Origin of the sequence: Streptomyces sp. V3I7, assembly GCF_030817495.1 — a bacterium.
Taxonomy (GTDB): domain Bacteria; phylum Actinomycetota; class Actinomycetes; order Streptomycetales; family Streptomycetaceae; genus Streptomyces.
The window spans coordinates 1973343-1995428 of sequence record NZ_JAUSZK010000001.1 but is presented as its reverse complement, the minus strand read 5'-3'; the positions used below and the strand labels follow the sequence as shown (position 1 = coordinate 1995428).

General features: G+C 70.0%; 18 protein-coding genes. 14 read left to right on the top strand and 4 right to left on the bottom strand.

Annotated features, from left to right (window positions below; genetic code table 11):
- Positions 1-258 precede the first annotated feature (258 nt).
- The gene (locus tag QFZ74_RS09375) at positions 259-1746 is read left to right on the top strand and encodes an MFS transporter (protein ID WP_373462474.1); all 1488 of its coding nucleotides are present in this window, start codon (positions 259-261) and stop codon (positions 1744-1746) included.
- Positions 1747-1953: 207 nt separating this feature from the next.
- On the opposite strand, the gene aceE is transcribed toward QFZ74_RS09375, so the two are convergent.
- Entirely contained in the window at positions 1954-4719 is a 2766-nt protein-coding gene (gene aceE, locus QFZ74_RS09370; protein WP_307620337.1) for a pyruvate dehydrogenase (acetyl-transferring), homodimeric type, read from the bottom strand.
- A gap of 370 nt (positions 4720-5089) precedes the next feature.
- On the opposite strand from aceE, the gene QFZ74_RS09365 reads away from it, so the two are divergent.
- The 7 genes from QFZ74_RS09365 to QFZ74_RS09335 all read left to right on the top strand — a co-directional run bounded on the left by QFZ74_RS09365 (position 5090) and on the right by QFZ74_RS09335 (position 10053).
- Complete coding sequence (locus QFZ74_RS09365) at positions 5090-5527, top strand: DUF3052 domain-containing protein (RefSeq protein ID WP_307620336.1); 438 nt, start codon at positions 5090-5092, stop codon at positions 5525-5527.
- Positions 5528-5680: 153 nt separating this feature from the next.
- On the top strand, positions 5681-6139 hold the full coding sequence (locus tag QFZ74_RS09360) for a peroxiredoxin (protein WP_307620335.1): 459 nt from the start codon (positions 5681-5683) through the stop codon (positions 6137-6139).
- Positions 6140-6279: 140 nt separating this feature from the next.
- Entirely contained in the window at positions 6280-6855 is a 576-nt protein-coding gene (locus tag QFZ74_RS09355) for a TerD family protein (protein ID WP_307620334.1), read from the top strand.
- Positions 6856-6974: 119 nt separating this feature from the next.
- Entirely contained in the window at positions 6975-7550 is a 576-nt protein-coding gene (locus tag QFZ74_RS09350; protein ID WP_307620333.1) for a TerD family protein, read from the top strand.
- Between the two features lie 121 nt (positions 7551-7671).
- Positions 7672-7869, top strand: coding sequence for a hypothetical protein (locus QFZ74_RS09345; protein WP_307620332.1), 198 nt, complete (start codon positions 7672-7674; stop codon positions 7867-7869).
- 172 nt (positions 7870-8041) lie between these two features.
- Complete coding sequence (locus QFZ74_RS09340) at positions 8042-9190, top strand: DUF475 domain-containing protein (protein WP_307620331.1); 1149 nt, start codon at positions 8042-8044, stop codon at positions 9188-9190.
- A gap of 128 nt (positions 9191-9318) precedes the next feature.
- Positions 9319-10053 (top strand): Tellurium resistance, encoded by a 735-nt coding sequence (locus QFZ74_RS09335; protein ID WP_307624095.1) that lies wholly within the window; start codon positions 9319-9321, stop codon positions 10051-10053.
- 276 nt (positions 10054-10329) lie between these two features.
- Here QFZ74_RS09335 and QFZ74_RS09330 read toward each other — a convergent pair whose 3' ends face one another.
- Positions 10330-11166 (bottom strand): TerD family protein, encoded by an 837-nt coding sequence (locus QFZ74_RS09330; RefSeq protein ID WP_307620330.1) that lies wholly within the window; start codon positions 11164-11166, stop codon positions 10330-10332.
- Positions 11167-11361: 195 nt separating this feature from the next.
- On the opposite strand from QFZ74_RS09330, the gene QFZ74_RS09325 reads away from it, so the two are divergent.
- The 3 genes from QFZ74_RS09325 to QFZ74_RS09315 are packed head-to-tail and all read left to right on the top strand — an operon-like array spanning position 11362 to position 15864.
- Positions 11362-12528 carry an HpcH/HpaI aldolase/citrate lyase family protein gene (locus QFZ74_RS09325; RefSeq protein WP_307620329.1) on the top strand — a complete coding sequence of 389 codons (1167 nt, stop codon included), beginning with the start codon at positions 11362-11364 and terminating at the stop codon, positions 12526-12528.
- 25 nt (positions 12529-12553) lie between these two features.
- Positions 12554-15025, top strand: a complete 2472-nt coding sequence (locus QFZ74_RS09320) for a phosphoribosyltransferase (protein ID WP_307620328.1) — start codon at positions 12554-12556, stop codon at positions 15023-15025.
- Positions 15025-15864, top strand: a complete 840-nt coding sequence (locus QFZ74_RS09315; protein WP_307620327.1) for an HAD family hydrolase — start codon at positions 15025-15027, stop codon at positions 15862-15864. The genes QFZ74_RS09320 and QFZ74_RS09315 overlap by 1 nt, the downstream gene beginning before the upstream one ends.
- Positions 15865-16186: 322 nt before the next feature.
- Here QFZ74_RS09315 and QFZ74_RS09310 read toward each other — a convergent pair whose 3' ends face one another.
- Complete coding sequence (locus QFZ74_RS09310; protein WP_307620326.1) at positions 16187-16408, bottom strand: zinc ribbon domain-containing protein; 222 nt, start codon at positions 16406-16408, stop codon at positions 16187-16189.
- A 233-nt stretch (positions 16409-16641) separates the two neighbouring features.
- On the opposite strand from QFZ74_RS09310, the gene QFZ74_RS09305 reads away from it, so the two are divergent.
- The 3 genes from QFZ74_RS09305 (at position 16642) to QFZ74_RS09295 (ending at position 21526) form a co-directional block, all read left to right on the top strand.
- Positions 16642-18897, top strand: a complete 2256-nt coding sequence (locus QFZ74_RS09305) for a transglycosylase domain-containing protein (protein ID WP_373462364.1) — start codon at positions 16642-16644, stop codon at positions 18895-18897.
- A 61-nt stretch (positions 18898-18958) separates the two neighbouring features.
- Positions 18959-20239 (top strand): hypothetical protein, encoded by a 1281-nt coding sequence (locus QFZ74_RS09300; RefSeq protein WP_307620325.1) that lies wholly within the window; start codon positions 18959-18961, stop codon positions 20237-20239.
- A 108-nt stretch (positions 20240-20347) separates the two neighbouring features.
- Positions 20348-21526 (top strand): amidase domain-containing protein, encoded by a 1179-nt coding sequence (locus tag QFZ74_RS09295; RefSeq protein ID WP_373462363.1) that lies wholly within the window; start codon positions 20348-20350, stop codon positions 21524-21526.
- On the opposite strand, the gene QFZ74_RS09290 is transcribed toward QFZ74_RS09295, so the two are convergent.
- Positions 21514-22062, bottom strand: a complete 549-nt coding sequence (locus tag QFZ74_RS09290) for a DUF4383 domain-containing protein (protein WP_307620324.1) — start codon at positions 22060-22062, stop codon at positions 21514-21516. The two genes, QFZ74_RS09295 and QFZ74_RS09290, sit on opposite strands and share 13 nt — an antisense overlap.
- Between the last annotated feature and the right edge of the window lie 24 nt (positions 22063-22086).

Genomic DNA, 22086 nt, shown 5'->3' with positions numbered 1-22086 from the left:
CGTTCTTCCAGTTCAGGCTATCGGCGCAGTTCAGGCTCTCGGCGCCGGGAAATGTGTCAGCCGCCGTCTTCTGATTGCGTTTGTCATCTGTCAGTGGCCGTCATTAGCCTCGACCGCATGACTGGTCAGAGCACCCTCGACACGACGGGGCCGGGGGACAAGGCGGACCGCGTGCCCGCCGCCCCGCCCGCCCCGGCCCAGACCGCGGGCCTGCGGGGCCACCCCTGGTTCACTCTCATCACCGTCGCCGTGGGCGTCATGATGGTCGCCCTCGACGGCACCATCGTGGCCATCGCCAACCCGGCCATCGGCAAGGATCTGCACGCGAGCTGGGCCCAGCTCCAGTGGATCACCAACGCCTACGTCCTCGCGCTCGCGGTCTCCCTGATCACCGCGGGCAAGCTCGGTGACCGCTTCGGCCACCGGCAGACCTTCCTGGTCGGGGTCGCGGGCTTCGCCGCCGCCTCCGGTGCCATCGGCCTGTCCGACACCATCGCCATGGTCGTGACCGCCCGGGTCTTCCAGGGCCTGTTCGGCGCCCTGCTGATGCCGGCCGCGCTCGGCCTGCTGCGGGCCACCTTCCCGGCCGAGAAGCTCAACATGGCGATCGGCATCTGGGGCATGGTGATCGGCGCCTCCACCGCGGGCGGCCCGATCCTCGGCGGCCTGCTGGTGCAGCACGTCAACTGGCAGTCGGTGTTCTTCATCAACGTGCCGGTCGGCCTGCTCGCCCTGGTCCTGGGCGCGGTCATCCTGAAGGACCACCGCGCCGCGAGCGCCCCGCGCTCCTTCGACCTGCTCGGCATAGCCCTGCTCTCCGGCGCGATGTTCTGCCTGGTCTGGGCGCTCATCAAGGCGCCGGCCTGGGGCTGGGGCGACGGCCGGACGCTGGGGTTCATCGCCGCGTCGGTGCTGGGCTTCCTCCTCTTCGCCTTCTGGGAGACGAGGGCCGGGGAGCCGCTGATCCCGCTCGGACTGTTCCGCTCGCTGCCGCTGTCGGCGGGTGTGGTGCTGATGGTTCTCATGGCCATCGCGTTCATGGGCGGCCTGTTCTTCGTGACCTTCTACCTCCAGAACGTGCACGGGATGAGCCCGGTCGACGCGGGCCTGCACCTGCTGCCGCTCACCGGCATGATGATCGTCGGCTCGCCGCTCGCGGGTGTCCTGATCACCAAGCTGGGCCCGCGCATCCCGCTGGCCGGTGGCATGGTCGCCACCGCGCTCGCCATGTACGGCATGTCGACGCTGAAGGCGGACACCGGCAGCGCCGAGATGTCGCTCTGGTTCGCCCTGCTGGGCCTCGGCCTCGCGCCCGTCATGGTCGGCGCCACCGAGGTCATCGTCGGCAACGCCCCGCTGGAGCTCTCCGGTGTGGCCGGCGGCCTCCAGCAGGCCGCGATGCAGATCGGCGGCAGCCTCGGTACGGCGGTGCTGGGTGCCGTGATGGCGTCCAAGGTCGACAGCGACCTGCCGGGCAACTGGGCCGCCGCCGGGCTGCCGAAGCTGCCCCCGGCCCAGCTCGACCAGGCCTCCGAGGCGGTGCAGATGGGCGTCGCCCCGCTGGCCAAGGGCATCCCCGCGCCGGTCGCCGCGAAGATCACGTCCGTCGCGCACGACACCTTCGTCTCCGGCATGAGTCTCGCGTCGCTCGTCGCGGCGGGGGTCGCGGCCGTCGCCGTGCTCGTGGCGCTGCTGACCAAGCGGGGCGAGAACGCGGAGGCGGGCGCCGGCCCCGGTCACGTCTGACAACTGTCAGCCCCATGCGGGGAGTTCGGCACAGTTCCCTCATCAGGGTGACATCGCCGAAGATCGCTCGACCCTGGCCCGTACGGCAGGTGACAGTGGGTGAAGTCCTCCGCAGGGCATGGGGGTGTCGAGGCTGCGGTGCGCTGCCGGAGGGGGGCGGCGCACCGCAGCCTTGTCGTCGCTCGGGCCGTCCGGACGGCCGCGCCCTCAGGCGCCGGACGAGGCGGGCTGACCCTCCGCCTCCGCCTGCGTCTTCACATCGAGCAGCTGGTACCGGTCGATGGCCTGCTTCAGCGCCGACCGGTCTACCTTCCCCTCCCGGGCCAGTTCCGTCAGGACCGCCACCACGATCGACTGGGCGTCGATGTGGAAGTAGCGCCGGGCCGCCGCCCGGGTGTCCGCGAAGCCGAAGCCGTCCGCGCCGAGCGAGGTGTACGTCCCCGGCACCCACCGCGCGATCTGGTCCGGGACCGAGCGCATCCAGTCGGACACCGCCACGAACGGCCCCTCGGAACCGCTCAGTTTCCGCGTGACGTACGGCACCCGCTGCTCCTCCTCCGGGTGCAGCAGGTTGTGCTCCTCCGCGGCGACCGCGTCGCGGCGCAGCTCGTTCCAGGAGGTCGCCGACCAGACGTCCGCCCTGACGTTCCACTCCTCGGCGAGGATCTTCTGCGCTTCAAGCGCCCACGGCACCGCGACGCCGGACGCCATGATCTGCGCCGGGATCTCGCCGCCGGTGCCCTCGCCGATCCGGTGGATGCCCTTGAGGATGCCCTCGACGTCCACGTCCGCCGGCTCGGCCGGGTGCTGGATCGGCTCGTTGTAGACGGTCAGGTAGTAGAAGACGTCCTCGCCGTGCGGGTGCTCCGGGTTCTCGGTGGGGCCGCCGTACATGCGGCGCAGACCGTCCTGGACGATGTGCGCGATCTCGTACCCGTACGCCGGGTCGTACGCCACGCACGCCGGGTTGGTCGAGGCGAGCAGCTGGGAGTGGCCGTCGGCGTGCTGGAGGCCCTCGCCGGTCAGGGTCGTACGGCCGGCGGTCGCGCCCAGGACGAACCCGCGCGCCAGCTGGTCGGCCATCTGCCAGAACTGGTCGCCGGTGCGCTGGAAACCGAACATCGAGTAGAAGACGTACACCGGGATCAGCGGCTCAGCGTGCGTGGCGTACGCCGAGCCGGCCGCGATCAGCGAGGCCGTGCAGCCCGCCTCCGAGATGCCGTCGTGCAGCATCTGGCCGGTCGGGGATTCCTTGTAGGCGAGCAGCAGATCGCGGTCGACGGACTCGTACTGCTGGCCCAGCGGGTTGTAGATCTTCGCGCTCGGGAAGAAGGAGTCCATGCCGAACGTGCGGTACTCGTCCGGCGCGATCAGTACGAACCGCTTGCCGATCTCCTTGTCCCGCATGAGGTCCTTGAGCAGCCGGACGAACGCCATCGTCGTGGCGATCTGCTGCTGGCCGGTCCCCTTCTTCACACTCGCGTACGTCTTGTCGTCCGGCAGCGGCAGCGGCTTCGAGCGCACGAGGCGCGTCGGGACGTACCCGCCGAGCGACTTGCGCCGGTCGTGCATGTACTGGATCTCCTCCGAGTCCCGGCCCGGGTGGTAGTACGGCGGCGCGCCGGACTCCAGCTCCTTGTCGGAGATCGGCAGGTGCAGCCGGTCGCGGAAGTGCTTGAGGTCGTCGACCGTCAGCTTCTTCATCTGGTGCGTGGCGTTGCGGCCCTCGAAGTTGGGGCCGAGCGTCCAGCCCTTGACCGTCTGCGCCAGGATCACCGTCGGCTGGCCCTTGTGCGCCTTGGCCGCCGACATCGCCGCGAAGATCTTCCGGTGGTCGTGACCGCCCCGGCCCAGATGCAGGATCTGGTCGTCGGTCATGTTCTCGACCATCGCGCGCAGCCGCTGGTCGTCGCCGAAGAAGTGGTCACGGATGTACGCGCCGGACTCGGTGGCGTACGTCTGGAACTGGCCGTCGGGGGTGGTGTTCAGCTTGTTGACCAGGATGCCGTCACGGTCCTGGGCGAGCAGCGGGTCCCAGGTCCGGTCCCACACCAGCTTGATCACGTTCCAGCCGGCGCCCCGGAACTGCGACTCCAGCTCCTGGATGATCTTGCCGTTGCCGCGCACCGGCCCGTCGAGCCGCTGCAGGTTGCAGTTGACGACGAAGGTCAGGTTGTCCAGGCCCTCGCGCGCGGCGATGGACAGTTGGCCGAGCGACTCCGGCTCGTCCATCTCGCCGTCGCCGAGGAACGCCCACACATGCGACCTGGAGGTGTCGGCGATGCCGCGCGCCTCCATGTAACGGTTCATCCGCGCCTGGTAGATCGCGCCGAGCGGGCCGAGGCCCATGGAGACGGTCGGGAACTCCCAGAAGTCCGGCATGGACCGCGGATGCGGGTAACTGGACAGGCCGTCGGGGTACTTGGACTTCTCCTGGCGGAAGCCGTCCAACTGGTTCTCGGTGAGCCGGTCGAGCAGATAGGCGCGCGCGTAGATGCCCGGCGAGGCGTGCCCCTGGAAGAAGACCTGGTCGCCGCCGTCGCCCTCGTCCTTGCCGCGGAAGAAGTGGTTGAAGCCCACGTCGTACAGCGAGGCGGAGGAGGCGAACGTGGCGATGTGGCCGCCGACGCCGATGCCGGGGCGCTGGGCGCGCGAGACCATCACGGCCGCGTTCCAGCGCGTCGCGTTCAGGATCCTGCGCTCGATCTCCTCGTTGCCCGGGAAGAACGGTTCGCTCTTGGTGGGGATGGTGTTGACGTAGTCCGTGCTGCGCATCTCGGGCACGGCCACGCGCTTCTCGCGCGCCCGCTCGATCAGGCGCAGCATGAGATAGCGGGCCCGTTCCCGGCCGCGCTCGTCGACGGCGGCGTCCAGGGAGTCGAGCCACTCCCGGGTCTCCTCGGGATCGAAGTCAGGAACCTGACTCGGAAGGCCGCCAATGATGATCGGATTGCGATCGGATCCGGAAGCCACGCTGTTCCTTACGTGTCGGAGGGCCGCTGGGGACCACTGCTTCACTGCTTCGCCGTACGTGTCCGTGCCTGCACGGTCCCCATCGTGTACCCAGAGGGGGCGTACGTCATCTCTACCGGGGGGTAACCGCGGGACCGCCGGAACACCCGGGACGCGCTCTCGCGTAAAGCGGACAGAAGGTGTGATGTGGGCCACGCGATACCGGGATACGGTGCCAGGAGTTGGGGCGAGACGGCCCGGATCGTCACCGTTTCGGCGGTCAGATCGGCCGGGTACTTGCGCGATCCGTCCCGCCCGTGTGGACTACGCCCAATGCTTCGCGCACGCGCGTGGCTGAGTTATTCATCAAGACATGATCAGGAGGCAACCCGTGAGCGCGACCGCGGACCACGCGGAGGAACGGACGAGCCCTGCCGCAAGGCTGGGGTTCCAGCCCGAGCAGGTGGTCCAGGAGATCGGCTACGACGACGACGTCGACCAGGAGCTCCGCGAGTCCATCGAAGAAGTCATCGGCAGCGAGCTGAAGGACGAGGACTACGACGACGTTGCCGACGCCGTGGTGCTGTGGTTCCGCGACGAGGACGGAGACCTGACCGATGCGCTCGTGGACGCCACGACGTACATCGAAGAGGGCGGCTCGATCCTCCTGCTGACGCCGAAGACCGGCCGTGACGGCTACGTCGAGCCGAGCGACATCTCGGAAGCCGCCACCACGGCGGGACTTTCGGCGTCCAAGAGCGTCAGCGTGGGCAAGGACTGGAGCGGCTCGCGTCTTGTGACGCCGAAGGCCGCCAAGTCCAAGAGGTAGGCAGCCTCCCCCGGACACCGGGCGGGCCGAGCCATGGCTCGGCCCGCCCTTCTGCCTGTCCGCCCACCCCTGTCTGCCTGTCCGCCCACCCCCGGTGATCACTGCGGCGTAGGGTGTCCTCACCCATACAGCCCATCGAAGGGATGCAGGACGATGGCGATCCAGGTCGGCGACAAGGCCCCTGACTTTGAACTGCAGGACAACCACGGCCGCACCGTGAAGCTCTCGGACTTCCGCGGCGAGAAGAACGTGGTCCTGCTCTTCTACCCCTTCGCCTTCACCGGTGTGTGCACCGGCGAGCTGTGCGAGCTGCGCGACAACCTCCCGCAGTTCGCGGACCGCGAGACCCAGGTGCTCGCCGTCTCCAACGACTCCATCCACACCCTGCGCGTCTTCGCCGAGCAGGAGGGCCTGGAGTACCCGCTGCTGAGCGACTTCTGGCCGCACGGCAACGTGTCGCGCGCCTACGGCGTCTTCGACGAGGACAAGGGTCTCGCCCACCGCGGCACCTTCATCATCGACAAGGAAGGCGTCGTGCGCTGGACCGTCCGCAACGCCCTGATGGACGCGCGCGACCTCGGCGAGTACGTCAAGGCGCTCGACACCCTGTGATCTGACACGGGCGCGCCCCTTCGGCGTACTTGTGGTCCAGGGCCTGCGGGGGGCGGGAACCCGTCACTAGGATCGACTCGTTGATCCGGTATCCGACGTACGACGGGGCTCCCCGCCCCTGGACACCACATGGAGGACTCGTGGGAGTCAGCCTCAGCAAGGGCGGCAACGTATCGCTGACGAAGGAGGCCCCGGGCCTGACCGCCGTCATCGTCGGTCTGGGGTGGGACGTCCGCACCACGACCGGCCAGGACTTCGACCTGGACGCCAGCGCGCTGCTGCTGAACAACGCCGGCAAGGTCGGCAGTGACCAGAACTTCGTCTTCTTCAACAACCTCAAGAGCCCCGACGGCTCGGTGGAGCACACCGGCGACAACATCACCGGTGAGGGCGAGGGCGACGACGAGCAGATCAAGGTCGACCTCGCCGGCGTCCCGGCCGACGTCGAGAAGGTCGTCTTCCCGGTCTCGATCTACGACGCCGAGAACCGCCAGCAGTCCTTCGGCCAGGTGCGCAACGCCTTCATCCGGATCGTCAACCAGGCGAACGGCCAGGAGATCGCACGCTACGACCTGAGCGAGGACGCCTCCACCGAGACCGCGATGGTCTTCGGCGAGCTCTACCGCCACGGCGCCGAGTGGAAGTTCCGCGCCATCGGCCAGGGCTACGCCTCGGGTCTGCGCGGCATCGCCCAGGACTTCGGCGTCAACGTCTGAAGACGCCTTCGGACGCCGCCGTCCGAGAGATCGCCCACCCGTCCGGCGCCGCGCTGTTTACGCGCGGCGCCGGACGCGCAGACAACCGAAGAAGCACCACCTAGGGGAGGACCAGCACCATGGGCGTCACGCTCGCCAAGGGAGGCAACGTCTCCCTCTCCAAAGCCGCACCGAACCTCACGAACGTGCTGATCGGGCTCGGCTGGGACGCGCGCTCCACCACCGGGGCCCCCTTCGACCTCGACGCCAGCGCCCTGCTGTGCCAGGGCGGCCGCGTGCTCGGCGACGAGTGGTTCGTCTTCTACAACCAGCTCACCAGCCCCGACGGCTCGGTCGAGCACACCGGCGACAACCTCACCGGTGAGGGCGAGGGCGACGACGAGACGCTCCTGGTGGACCTGGCCAAGGTCCCGGTCACCTGCGACAAGATCATCTTCCCGGTCTCCATCCATCTGGCCGACGAGCGCGGCCAGACCTTCGGCCAGGTCTCCAACGCCTTCATCCGCGTGGTCAATCAGGCCGACGACCAGGAGCTGGCCCGCTACGACCTCAGCGAGGACGCCGGCACCGAGACCGCCATGATCTTCGGCGAGCTCTACCGGTATCAGGGCGAATGGAAGTTCCGTGCGGTCGGCCAGGGGTACGCGTCCGGGTTGCGCGGCATCGCTCTAGACTTCGGGGTCAACGTTTCGTAAAGCCGGGGTGCGGGTGGGTGCGCCTCGGAGCAACGAGGGAGAGCCACCCGCTGCGCCTGGAAACGAGGCAGGTGGCTCTCCGGAATCTCGCCGACCACGGATGGACGGGAGTCCGGTCATTATGCCCAAGCCGCACCAGCCCAGCGAAGCGCCCCCACTCGGCCGGCGTCTCGGCCCGGCCGCCAGTGCCTGCATGTACTGCGCCGCCCTGGCCTCCGGAGTCCTCCTGATCGTGGCCGGCCGGGCCACTCCGGTCGAGGCGTCCGGGTACGTCGCGCCCTTTCTCGTCATCTTCGAGCGATTGACGGGGAGGCGTTGAGGCCATACGTCCAGGAACCGCGTGTTTTCCCGGCCGACGCCCCTTCTGGCCCGGCCCGCGGGAGACGTTCTAAACTTCGTGGTCAACGTTTCGTAAAGCCGGGTACGGCGCGGGGGAGACCCTCCCTCAGACTCTCGTCTGGGGGCGCCCCCAACAGATGATGGGGTAGCCAGTGCTTCTGAAAACCTTTGGCTGGTCGTTCGCGGTCACCGTGGCCGGCCTGGTCGTGGCGGTCCTCTACGGGGGGTGGACGGCCCTCGGCATCGTGGCGATCCTGTCCATCCTCGAGGTCTCGCTGTCGTTCGACAACGCGGTGGTCAACGCGGGAATCCTGAAGAAGATGAACGCCTTCTGGCAGAAGATCTTCCTCACCGTCGGCGTGCTCATCGCGGTCTTCGGCATGCGGCTCGTCTTCCCCGTGGTGATCGTCGCGATCAGCGCCAAGATGGGCCCGATCGAGGCCGTCGACCTCGCGCTCAACAACAAGGTCCGCTACCAGGAGCTGGTCACCGACGCCCACCCGGCGATCGCCGCCTTCGGTGGCATGTTCCTGCTGATGATCTTCCTCGACTTCATCTTCGAGGACCGGGACATCCAGTGGCTGCGCTGGATCGAGCGGCCGCTGGCCAAGCTCGGCAAGGTCGACATGCTGTCGGTCTGCATCTCCCTGATCGTCCTGCTGATCACCTCCTTCACCTTCGCCACCCACGCCCACCAGCACGGCGGCGCGCACGTGGACAAGGGGCAGACGGTGCTGATCGCCGGCATCGCCGGTCTCATCACGTACATGATCGTCGGCGGTCTCTCCGGCTACTTCGAGGACAAGCTCGAGGAAGAGGAGGAGCGCGAGCACGAGGAAGAGGAAGAGGCCGCGCGCAGCGGCAAGAAGCGCCCGGCGGTGCTGCTGGCCGGCCAGGCCGCGTTCTTCATGTTCATGTACTTGGAGGTCCTGGACGCCTCCTTCTCCTTCGACGGCGTGATCGGCGCCTTCGCCATCACCAACGACATCGTCCTGATGGCGCTCGGCCTCGGCATCGGCGCCATGTACGTCCGGTCGCTCACGGTCTACCTGGTCCGCCAGGGCACCCTCGACGACTACGTCTACCTGGAGCACGGCGCCCACTACGCGATCGGCGCCCTGGCCGTGCTCCTCATGATCACCATCCGGTACGAGATCAACGAGGTCATCACCGGCCTGGTCGGCGTCATCCTGATCGCCTGGTCCTTCTGGTCCTCCTTGCGCCGCAACCAGCGGCTGGCGGCGGCCGAGGGAAAAGCGGCGGGCTCGGACGCGAAGACTGAGGTCTCGTCGGGGGTGTGATCACCTTCCGTCCGAGGAACGCTCTGAGCGGGGCGGCCGACCTGGTCGGCCGCCCCGCGGCGTTCACCAAGAGCCCCGCGGGCGGGACGAACAGCGGCAGGCGGGACGGGAAGGACCTGGGGGCGGAAATGGGCTTCTTCGACGGGTTGCTGGGCGGACGGGCGGCCGAGTTCGACTCGGGCAGCGCCGCCACCAACGCCATAGAACTCACCAAACGGCACCAGCAGGTGTCCCTGACCAAGCAGAGCGCGGCCACCGGCCATCTGCGCGTCAACCTCACCTGGCGGATGCGGACCTCCGACATCGGCGTCGAGCGCCCGAGCCTCCTCCGGCACCCCCTCCGGGCGCTGAAGCCCCCGGAGCTCCTCGGCCACGGGCAGAGCATGGTCAACGTCGACCTCGACCTGGGGTGCCTGTACGAGCTCGCGGACGGCACCAAGGGCGTCGTCCAGCCCCTCGGCGGCTACCTCGGGGACGTCAACTCACCGCCGTACGTCAAACTCAGCGGCGACGACCGGTTCGGCTCCGCGTCCGGCGAGACGATGTACGTCAACCTCGATCACCGGGACGCCATCAAGCGGCTGCTGGTCTTCGTCTACATCTACGACCAGACCCCGGCCTTCGACCGCACCCACGCCATCGTCACGCTCTACCCCAGCAACGGCCCCCGCATCCAGATCGGCCTCGACGAACGCCACCCGCAGGCCCGGTCCTGCGCGGTCGTCATGATCGAGAACGTGAAGGGCGAACTCGTCGTCCGACGCGAGGTGAAGTTCGTCTACGGCTTCCAGGGCGAACTGGACCGGCTGTACGGGTGGGGGCTGCAGTGGGGGCGGGGGTACAAGTCGCAGGTCGAGCGGTGACGCTGCGCCGGCTTGAGCGGGGCGCCTAGGGCCTCTCGTTTGGATCATGCCGGGCTCGCGGGCCCTGGCACCGCGCCTCGCCGCGTTGTCGTCGGTTGCCATGGCTCCGCCATGACGCCCTCCTCCGCCTTGCGATGCACGGCACCAGACCCCGCTCCCTGATCCGGCCTGATCCAAAAGAAAGACCCTAGTAGCTCGAGGGGTTCGGGTCGGGCGGCGGGTGCGGGTGTGTGGGGGCTGGCCGCGCAGTTCCCCGCGCCCCTTAGGGGGTTGCCGCTAGCGGCCGATGAATTGAGGACCCTGGGGTGGCATGCGGAAGTTGGGGTCCGGGGTCGGGGGCATCGGGTGGGGGTAGCCGTAGGCCGGTTGGGGTGAGGTCGGCTGGGGGTAGCCGTAGGCCGGCGCGGTGGCCGGGACCTGCTGGGCGACGGTCGGCTGGGCCGGGGAGAGGGTCGGCTGCTCCGGAGGGAGCGGCTGCGAGACCGTCGGCTGCGCCGCGGAGACGACGGGCTGGGTCGGCGCGACCGTGGGCGGCGTCGGCTGGGGGCGGCGCGGTTCGTCGACCGCCTCCGCCTCGTCCACCGAGATACCGAAGTCGGTGGCCAGACCCTGCAGGCCGTTGGAGTAGCCCTCGCCCAGGGCGCGGAACTTCCAGGCGTCCGCCCGGCGGTACAGCTCGCCGCAGATCAGCGCCGTCTCCGCGCCCGTCTCCGGCTTGACGTCGAAGAACGCCAGCGGCTCACCGTCGGCGGCCGCCGCGTCGTACAGCAGGATGCGCAGCGACTCCACGCGGTCGAAGGAGACGCCGTCCGCCGACGCGACCAGGAGAATCCGGCCGATGCCCGACTCGACGCCGTCGAGGTCCGTCTGGATCGCGTCGGTGAGGCCCTCGGCCACCCGCTTCTTGCCGAGCAGCCACACCGCACCGGAGGGGTGCCGGGGCTGGTTGTAGAAGACGAAGTCCTCGTCGGAACGCACATGACCGTCGGGACCGAGGAGCAGCGCCGACGCGTCCACGTCCGCGGCCCCCTGCCCGGGCGCCCAGCGCAGCACGGCGCGCACCGTCGAGACTTCGAGCGGGACGTTCGACCCCTTCAGCATGGCGTGCGTCATGCGGTCATCCTGCCTTCTCGGTCCTGGTCACGACAATGCGGGGGTCCTCGGAGCCGACACGGCCGGGTTACCTGGAATTCACACCCGGCGGGAACCTGTGACATACATCCGTACGTACTATTACCGGCCAACTGTCTTCAGAATCCACAGGCTTGCCAGGCCTACCAGACCTACCGCGTCACGCGGGGGAGTTCTATGCGTCATTTCGGGCACATCGCCCCTGAGGTGCGGCAGCGCCTCTTCCACCAGGAGCCGTGCGAGTTCACCGCCGACTCCCCGGCCCGGCTGCTCTCCGCGGCCCTGGGCGCCACGCTGTACAGCCCGGCCACCCGGCCCCGGCTCGCCGACGACATCCTCAAGCAGGCGCGGCGCGGTGTGGTCTCCATGGTGCTGTGCCTGGAGGACTCGATCGGCGACGAGGACGTCGCCGCGGGCGAGGAGAACCTCGTCCGGCACCTCGCCGACCTGGCCGGACGGCCCGACGACACCGTCCCCCTGCTCTTCGTACGCGTCCGCGCCCCCCAGCAGATCCCCGACCTGGCACGGCGGCTCGGCCCCGCCGTGCGGCTGCTGTCCGGATTCGTGCTGCCGAAGTTCACCGAGAAGCGCGGCCTGCCCTTCCTGGAGGCCCTGGCCGCGGCCGAAGAGGACTGCGGCAGGCGGCTGTTCGCCATGCCGGTCCTCGAATCGCCCGAGCTGCTCTACCGCGAGTCCCGCGTGGACACCCTGGAGGGCATCTTCCGCGCGGTCGACAAGTACCGCGACCGGGTCCTCGCCCTGCGCCTCGGCGTCACCGACTTCTGCTCCGCGTACGGACTGCGGCGCGCCCCCGACATGACGGCGTACGACGTCCAGGTCGTCGCCTCCGTGATCGCCGACGTGGTCAACATGCTGGGCCGCACCGACGGCACCGGCTTCACCGTGACCGGGCCGGTGTGGGAGTACTTCCGCGCCTCGGAGCGGATGTTCAAGCCGCTGCTGCGGCAGAGCCCGTTCCTGGAGGGCCAGGCCGAGCAGCTGCGCGCGCGCCTCATCGAGCACGCGATGGACGGACTGCTGCGGGAGATCTCCCTCGACCAGGCCAACGGCCTGCTCGGCAAGACCTGCATCCACCCCTCGCACACGCTGCCCGTGCACGCGCTGTCCGTGGTCAGCCACGAGGAGTTCAGCGACGCCCGTGACATCCTGCGCCCGGAGCAGGACGGCGGCGGGGTGCTCAGATCGGCGTACACGAACAAGATGAACGAGGTGAAGCCGCACCGCGCCTGGGCCGAGCGCACGCTGCTGCGCGCCGAGGTGTTCGGCGTCGCCCACGAGGACGTCGGCTTCGTGGAACTGCTCGCCGCCGGGGCATCCGGCTGATCGCCGCCCACCGACCGAGGAACGGATGAACAACGCAGTGAACCACGAGGTCTGGTCCGGTAGTTGGGTCGCCGAGCGGCTCGGCGTCGAACTCGTCGGCGACGAGCCGCTCACCGAACTGCTGGGGCTGGCGCTGCGCCGCAACCCCAAGCGGGCGCACCTGCTCGTCTCCCATGTGCTGGGCAAGCACGTACCGCAGTCGCCCGCCGTCGTGTACGGCCACGGGGTCGCCCTCGGGCGCCGGGTGCGCGCCCTGCTCGGCGACGCGGAGGCGGCCGCTGCCGTCGTCCTCGGCTACGCGGAGACCGCCACCGGCCTCGGCCACTCGGTCGCCGACGGCCTCGGCCTCGCCCCCTATCTGCACTCCACGCGCCGCCCGGTCGCCGGGGTCGCGCGGGCGGGCGGCTTCGAGGAGTCCCACTCGCACGCCACCACGCACCTGCTGCTCCCCGAGGACCCGGCCCTGCTGGCCGGAGACGGGCCGCTGGTCCTGGTCGACGACGAGTTCTCGACCGGCAACACGGTCCTCAACACCATCCGTGACCTGCACGCACGCTACCCGCGGAAACGTTACGTCGTGGTGGCTCTCGTCGACATGCGCGCCCCCGAGGACGCCCGGCGCCTGGAGGACTTCGCCCGCGAGCTCGGCGCCCGCGTCGACCTGGTCGCCGCGGCCTCGGGCACCGTGCGGCTGCCGGAGGGCGTGCTGGAGAAGGGCCAGGCGCTGGTCGCCCGGCACGAGTCCGCCACCAAGGCGGTGACGGACCCGACCGCGCCCGAGCGCGGCCGGGCGACCCGCGTCGACCTGCACTGGCCGCAGGCCCTTCCCGACGGCGCCCGGCACGGCTTCACGCCCCGACACCGCGCCCGCTTGGACGCCGCACTGCCCGCCCTGGCCGCCCGCCTCGCCGAGGCGCTGCCCGCCGACGCCCGCCGGGTCCTCGTCCTCGGCTTCGAGGAGCTGATGTACGCCCCGCTGCGGCTCGCCCGCGAGCTGGAGCAGGTCGTGGCCGCCGAGATCCGCTACTCCACCACCACCCGCTCACCCGTCCTCGCCGTCGACGACCCCGGCTACGCGATCCGCAGCCGCCTCGTCTTCCCCGCCCACGACGACCCCGCCGACGGCCCCGGCGAGCGCTACGCCTACAACGTCGCGGGCGCCGGCTTCGACACCGTCGTCGCCGTCGTCGACTCCGCCGCCGACACCCCCGCCCTGCACGCTCCCGACGGCCTGCTGGCCGAACTGGCCGGGCACGCCGAGCACGTCCTGCTCGCGGTCGTCCCCTCGTACGTCCCCGAGCCCCCGCACGCCCCCGCGTCGTCCGAAGAGAGATCCGCCATGCTGCCCGAGCCCCTCCGCGGCCCCGCCTTCTCCTCGTACGCGCCCGACGAGGTCGGCTGGCTGCTCCAGGACCTCTCGGACGTGACGCTGGAGGCGCCGACCGAGGAGCGCGAGGAGGCGGTCCAGAGCGGCGGGGCGCACTACGCCGAGTCGCTGCCGATCGAATACCAGCCGAGCGAGCAGTACCAGGAACTGTTCCGCGCCGCCCTCGACGTCTCCGCCGCCCGCCTGGCCCAGGCCGTCGGCGTGGTCACCGAGACGGTCATCGCCGAGCGGTCCCCGCGGCCCGTGCTGGTCTCCCTCGCCCGCGCCGGCACCCCGGTCGGCGTCCTGATGCGCCGCTGGGCACAGCTCCGGCACGGCACCGACCTGCCGCACTACGCCGTCTCCATCGTCCGCGGCCGCGGCATCGACGCCAACGCCCTGCGCTGGCTCGCCGCCCACCACGACCCACGCGACGTCGTCTTCGTCGACGGCTGGACCGGCAAGGGCGCCATCACCCGCGAACTCGCCGACGCCATCAGCGCGTTCGAGGAGTCCGACGGCATCACCGGCTTCGACCCGCAGATCGCGGTGCTCGCCGACCCCGGCTCGTGCGTGCGCACCTACGGCACCCGCGAGGACTTCCTCATCCCCTCCGCCTGCCTCAACTCCACCGTGTCCGGCCTGATCTCGCGCACCGTGCTGCGCCCCGACCTGGTCGGCCCACACGACTTCCACGGCGCGAAGTTCTACCGCGAACTCGCCAGCACCGACGCCTCGGTGGCCTTCCTGGACGCGGTCTCCGCCCGCTTCACCGAGGTCGCGGAGTCCGTGAACGCCGCCGTGAAGGACCTGGCCGGCGCCGACCGCACCCCCACCTGGGAGGGCTGGGTCGCGGTCGAGCGCATCAGCGAGGAGTACGGCATCCACGACGTGAACCTGGTCAAGCCCGGCGTCGGCGAGACCACGCGCGTGCTGCTGCGCCGCGTCCCGTGGAAGATCCTCGCCCGCGCCGGTGCGGGCGCCGACCTGGACCACGTACGCCTGCTGGCGCAGCAGCGAGGCGTCCCCGTGGAGGAGGTCGGCGAACTGCCGTACATCTGCGTGGGGTTGATCCATCCCAAGTACACGCGAGGCGCCACGGGCGCCGACGGAAAGGCGGTGCACGTCTGATGCCGGTACTGGTGGCGAGCGACCTCGACCGGACGCTGATCTACTCCTCGGCGGCCCTGGCCCTGACCATGCCCGACCCGCGGGCCCCGAGGCTGCTGTGCGTCGAGGTCCACGAGAGCAGGCCGCTGTCGTACATGACGGAGACGGCCGCGCGGCTGCTGACCGACCTCGGGGACGCGGCGGTGTTCGTGCCGACGACCACTCGGACGCGCAAGCAGTACCAGCGCATCAACCTGCCGGGCCCGGCGCCGCGCTACGCGATCTGCGCCAACGGCGGCCATCTGCTGGTCGACGGCGTCACCGACCCGGACTGGCACGCCGGTGTGCTGTCCCGGCTCGCCGACGAGTGCGCGCCACTGGAGGAGATCCGCGCCCACCTGGAGGCCTCCACCGACCCGGCCTGGGTGCGCAAGCACCGGGTGGCGGAGGACCTCTTCGCCTACCTGGTCGTCGAGCGCGAACTGCTGCCCGAGGGCTGGGTGAAGGACCTCGCCGTGTGGGCGGAGAACCGGGGCTGGACCGTCTCCCTCCAGGGCCGCAAGCTCTACGCCGTCCCGAAGCCGCTCACCAAGAGCGCGGCCGTCCGCGAGGTCGCCCGCCGCACCGGCGCGGAGCTGACGCTGACGGCCGGGGACTCGCTGCTCGACGCCGACCTGCTGCTCGCGGGAGACCGCGGCTGGCGCCCCGGCCACGGCGAACTCGCCGACGCCGACTGGACGGCCCCGGCGATCATCGCCCTGTCGGAACGCGGCGTCCTGGCGGGCGAGCGGATCACACGAGAGTTTCTGCGGGCGGCACGGGGAGATGGGGCGGCCGGGCGGGCGGCCCAAGGGTTGTAGGCAACCGGCCGGGTGGCCTACGGCTGGAGGCAGCTGGTCGGCGGGCCAACGGCTGTAGGCAACCGGCCGGGTGGCCTACGGCCGGAGGCAACCCGTCGGTGGGCCAACGGCTGTAGGCAACCCGTCGGCAGGCCTACGGCTGTAGGCAACCGGCGTGTGGCCAACGGGCGTAGACCGCCCGCAGTCTGGTCAACTGGCGTGGGTAATCAGCAGTTGGCCAACAGCTGTAGGCCCACACGCGCAGGCCGACACGCGTAGGCGCCAACACCCGTTGGCCCACGCCTGTTGTCCCACCCCCGTTGACCCCGTCGCCCCCCAAAGATCAGCCGCAGCAACCCCCACCACAGCATCCGCCGCCCCCTCCGCCCGCCCGCGGAGCCGGGGCGGCGGACGAGGCCGTGCCGCCGACGGCCACCGCCGACAGCAGCTTGACCGTGTCGTCGTGGCCCGTGGGGCAGGCGGCCGGGGCGGAGGACTCCGCCATCGGACGGCTCAGTTCGAAGGTGTCGCCGCAGGTCCGGCAGCGGTATTCGTAACGAGGCATGGGCACAGGCTAGCTGGCGTGACGTTCGACACGACGGCTCGGAATTCCACGAGTGTTCGTTTCTGTCCGATACCTCTGTGGAGATTTTGCAAATGGCGCTGATAATTTGGGCACGCCGCGAGGAGCCGTGAGACCGGGGGAAGTGGGGGGCTTGTAGCGCCGCGCCCGCCGGGGCGGTGTCCGCCCACTGGTCCGACCGCGCGAGCAGGACCAGATGCGAGGGGGACCCAGTCGTGACGGACGCATGGCCGCAGGCGGACGATCCGAACGGCGGCGAGCCGGACGGATCCGGACCCGGGAACGGGGAGCCGCCGAGGTCGGACATGACGCTGCGTCTGAAGGTGGACGCGCTGCGGGCGGACGCCACCATGCAGCTGCGTTTGCCCCCGCCGCCGGAACAGCCGGACACCCCCGCCCGTGACACCCCCGCCCGTGACGGCCGCGCCGAGCGTCGCCGCGCCGAACGCCGCCGCGCCGAGCGCTCCGCCTCCCGTCTCCCCGCCCTCGCCCGCCTGCGCGACGCCGCGGGCCCCTCGCTCGCCCGCCTCGCCCCGTACGCCCGCCGCCTCAGACCCGTCTACCCGCGGCCCGGCCGGGACGGCTGGCGGCGCTGGATACCCTCCGGCCGCCAGTGGCTCGGAACCGTACTGGCGGCCTTCGGGCTGACGAGCCTGTTCCTCGGCATCTCCTACGCGGCGACGGACGTGCCGGACAACCTCAACTCGTTCGCCACCCAGCAGGACAACGTGTACTTCTGGTCCGACGGGACGCCGATGGCCCGCACCGGCTGGGTGCGGCGGCAGGAGATGCCGCTCAAGGACGTTCCCCAGCACGTGCGCTGGGCCGTGCTCGCCGCCGAGAACGAGAGCTTCTACTCCGACCCCGGCATCTCCCTCGAAGGCATCACCCGCGCCCTGTGGCGGACCGTCGGCACCGGCGGCACCCAGGGCGGCTCCACCATCACCCAGCAGTACGTCAAGAACGTCTACCTGACGCAGAACCAGACGGTCAGCCGCAAGTACACCGAGGCGATGATCTCCCTCAAGCTCGACAACCGGATGAGCAAGGACCAGATCCTCGAGGGCTACCTCAACACCAGCTGGTTCGGCCGCGGCACGTACGGCATCCAGCGCGCGGCCCAGGCCTACTACGGCAAGGACGTCGGCGAACTCGACGTCAGCGAGGCCGCCATGCTCGCCTCCCTGCTCAAGGGCGCCGGCCTGTACGACCCCACCCTCGGCAAGGTCAACCACGCCCGCGCGGTGGAGCGCTGGTCCTGGATCCTCGACCGGATGGTCAAGATCGGCAAGCTGTCGCCGTCCGAGCGGGCCCGGATCAGGACGTTCCCCGAGCCGCTGAAGTCCTCCCGCCTGTACGACACCGGCAAACAGAGCGACTACCTCGTGGAACTGGCCCAGCAGTACGCCAAGAAGTCGGCGCACCTGTCCGACAAGCAGTTCGACCTCGGCGGCTACCAGATCTACACGACCTTCGACCGCCACCGCGAGACCGTCCTCACCGACGCCGTGACCAAGGTCCGCGAGCAGGCCCGCAAGGACTCCCGCCACCTGGCCAGGACCGCCCACTACGGCGCCGCCTCGGTGGCCGCCGACGGACGGATCCTCGCCGTCCACGGCGGACCCGACCATCGCAGACAGGGCTACAACGAGTCCAACGCCTCCACCGTGCAGGCCGGTTCGGCCTTCCAGCCGTTCGTCTACGCCGCCGCCCTCGAACACGGCGTCCGCAAGATCCGCGGCGGACCGGCCACCCCCGTCACGCCCGAGACCGTGTACGACGGCGACGACGGCATCCCCGTCAACACCCCCGAGGGGCCCTACTGGGACCGCAGCGGCAAGAAGGTCGCCGCCCGCAACGACGGCGAGCGCTCCTACGGCCGGATCAGCCTCGGCAAGGCCCTCGCCCAGTCCGTGAACACACCCTTCATGCAGCTCGGCATGGACACCGGGCTGGACAAGGTCCGCGACACCGCCGAGGCGGCCGGCCTGCTCCACTCCAGCATGGGCCCGCAGGTGCCCGCACTGTCCCTGGGCAACGCCTCGCCCAGCGCGATCCGCATGGCCAGCGGGTACGCCACCTTCGCCGCCGGCGGCAGGCACACCGAGCCCTACTCGGTGCGCCGCATCACCCGCAACGGCGCCACGGTCGCCCTGGACCGGCCCGCCTCGCGCCAGGCGGTCGGTGCCCGGGTGGCCCAGCAGGTCACCCAGGCGCTCACCGACTCCCTGCGCCTCGCCCACCCCACCGCCGCCGCCACCAGGCCCACGGCCGGCGGCAAGGCAGGCACCACCCAGAACGACACCGCCGCCTGGTACGCCGGCACCGACGCGTCCGTGTCGACCGCCGTCGTCCTCTACCGGATCGACCTGGCCAAGAGCCTCGAACCGCTCCCGCTCAAGGGCCTGGACGGCCCGCCCGCCGACAGCGTCCCGTACGGCATCTGGGCACGGGCCATGGGCCTTGGATGACCACCGGGACCCGGCGTGCCACCGCCGCCTCCCACACCTTCCACGCAGAATGAGCCGCCGAATGAACCAGCAGCCGACGGACGGCCGACGTCGCCGGGCCCGCTCCCGCCGCCGCAGCACCCGTCCGGAAGTCCTGACACTCGCCGCCCTGCTCGTCGTCGCCTCGCTGGTGGGGGGCTACCTGGCGCTGAACCGCTCGGACAGCACCACGCCCGCCGCGTCCGCCAAGGGCGGCGGGCGCGCACCGACCGCCCGCCCGACGCCCTCCTGGGACGGCAGGACGAAGATCCTCGGCGACGGCTCCACGTCCTACACCGGCCCACAGAAGGGCGAGTTGAAGGCCGAACCGCTCAAACCCGGCGAGAAACCGCCCCAGTTCGTCGTCTTCTCCTGGGACGGCGCCCTCCAGGGCGACGACGCGCTCTTCTCCCACTACCGGGAACTGGCCCAGCAGTACAACGCCCACATGACGTTCTTCCTCACCGGCATCTACCTGCTGCCCAAGAGCAAGAGCCACCTCTACCACCCGCCCCAGCACGCCGCGGGCGCGGCCGCCATCGACTACGCCACCGACGCCCACATACGCGACACGCTCCAGCAGTTGGGCAAGGCGTACGAGGACGGCAACGAGATCGGCACCCACTTCAACGGCCACTTCTGCGGCGCCAAAGGCGGCGGCGACTGGAGCGTCGAGGAGTGGAGGAGCGAGATCGACCAGTTCTACTCCTTCGTGGAGAACTGGAAGACCAACACCGGCTTCAAGGACATCCCCGCCCTGCCCTTCGACTTCAAGCGCGAGATCACCGGCGGCCGCGCGCCCTGCCTGGAGGGCCAGAAGAACCTGCTGAAGGCCATCAAGGACTACGGCTGGCGCTACGACGCCAGCTCCTCCGGCGACTACCAGATATGGCCGGTCAAGAAGAACGGCATCTGGGACTTCCCGCTGCAACTGCTGCCCTACGAGGGCGGCAAGTACCAGGGCCTGTCGATGGACTTCAACTTCCTCTACAACCAGTCCGAGGGCGAGGTCCACGGCGACCCCGCGAAGTACCCCCGGTGGGAACAGGAGACCGTCGCCTCCTACATGGCCGGCTTCAACCGCGTGTACTACGGCAGCCGCGCGCCCCTGTTCATCGGCAACCACTTCGAGGACTGGAACGGCGGCGTCTACATGAAGGCCATCGACCAGGTCGTGAAGAACGTCTGCACCAAGCCCGGCGTCAAGTGCGTCTCCTTCAAGGAGCTCGCCGACTGGATGGACGTGCAGAAGCCGCAGACCCTGGCGAACCTGCGCAGCCTCGACCCGGCCCAGTCCCCCGACTGGTCCACCGTCGTCAAGTGACGTACGCACAAGGCTGGTTGCAGCTGTGCAACGTCCTTCACGGCAGTCGCACAGAACGTGCGAAGATTCCGCCTCCGGCAGCTCTGCCGGTGAAGAGGGGAAACATCATTGAACTCGAGAAGACTCAGCCATAAGCGGCGCCGCACCGCCATAGTCACGGCGGCGGCCGCCTCGGTCGTCGCCGGCGTGGCCCTGGTGCCCAACTGGAGTGCGGGCGCGGCGGTGACCGACGGCGCGACCGTGGACGCCGGCACCAAGGCCACCTTCCAGAAGCTGGCCGACGCGGTCTTCACCGACCGCACCGACGCGCTGGTGGACGGGGGCGGGCAGCAGCCGGCCAAGCCGCTCGCCTCCGGCTTCTCCGGCGACGTACGACTGTCCGCGGCGCAGTCGCGCGAGGAGCGCTCCGCGCTGACCGAACTGCACCGCCGCCAGTCCCGCCTCGCCAAGCTGGGCGAGGAGTACAGCGGCGCCGACACCCGCGTCACGCTGGACAAGACGCGGGTCGACGGCCGCCACGCCACCGTCGAGGTCACGGAGTCCACGACGCTGGCCTACGCCGGCGCCAAGGGCACCGAGCCGCAGACCACCGGCTTCCAGGCCCACCACGAGCTGACCTTCAAGGCCGACCGCGACGGCGACTGGCAGCTCACCCGCGTCCGCGACACCGACGACGGCTACCTCGCGGTCAACCAGGTGGCCAAGCCGCTGGTCGCCGCCACGACCGCCGACGACGACGCCCCGCCGGAGGCGGCCCGCTCGGCCACCTCCTACCCCGCGCCGGCCAAGCCGAAGAGCCTCACCGGGGGCACGTACAACTACAAGGCCATGGCGGCGTACGCGACGAAGTACTGGAAGACGTACAACACCGCGTACCCCGACTTCAACGGCCAGGGCGCCGGCGGCGACTGCACCAACTTCGTCAGCCAGTCCCTGAAGGCGGGCGGCTGGACGCACGTCCCCGGCTACACGAACGACTTCCACAAGTGGTTCGGCAACGCCGACATCCAGTCGGACTCGTTCATCGGCGTCAACGAGTTCTCCTGGTTCGCGCTGTCCTCGAAGCGCGTCACCAGCCTCGCCAACGTCTACCAGATGGACCTCGGCGACGTGCTGCAGATGGACTTCGACAAGGACGGGTCCAAGGACCACTCCATGATCGTCACCTCGCGCAGCACGCAGGGCGTGCCGTACGTGTCGTACCACTCCACCAACACGTACAACCGGTCCGTCGCGAGCCTCGTCGCGTCGTACCCGAACGCCGCGTACTACGCCTACCGCACCTGATCCGGCCGGTCCCGCCGCCCCGGCTGCACCGGCCGCTCCTGCTCCACCGCGTCGGGGTGGCGGGCCCGCCAGTACGGGTTGTCGTGCGGCAGCGTCGAACCGACCCTGCCGTACATCCCGAACACCATCAGCAGCAGCCCGACCACGAAGCTGAACAGGACGTTCTGGATCTCGAAGTTCAGGACGTTGTAGTCGGTGTCGAGCAGCCCCAGGTTGATGAACCCGCTGGCCAGGAACAGGATGCCGAACACCATGTTCAGCGTGGACGCGAAGTTCCCGCCGGCCACCATGCCCACGAACAGCAGCGCGCCGACACAGATCGACAGGATGGCGAGCGCGGTGTTGGAGCCCATGCCCAGGACGGTGCCCTGACCGCCGGTCCCGACCAGGCCGAGAATGCCGAACGCGAGCAGGAACAGACCCATCAGGCCCGCGCCCACCCGGTAGATCCTGCTCAGCCGGTGGTCCACGGGAAGGTGCTCGTCGAGCCGGGTCCGTCGTCGCGTCCCCGACGGGCGCAGTGTGTGTGAGGCCATGTCCGCCTCCCGGTGCGGTAGCGA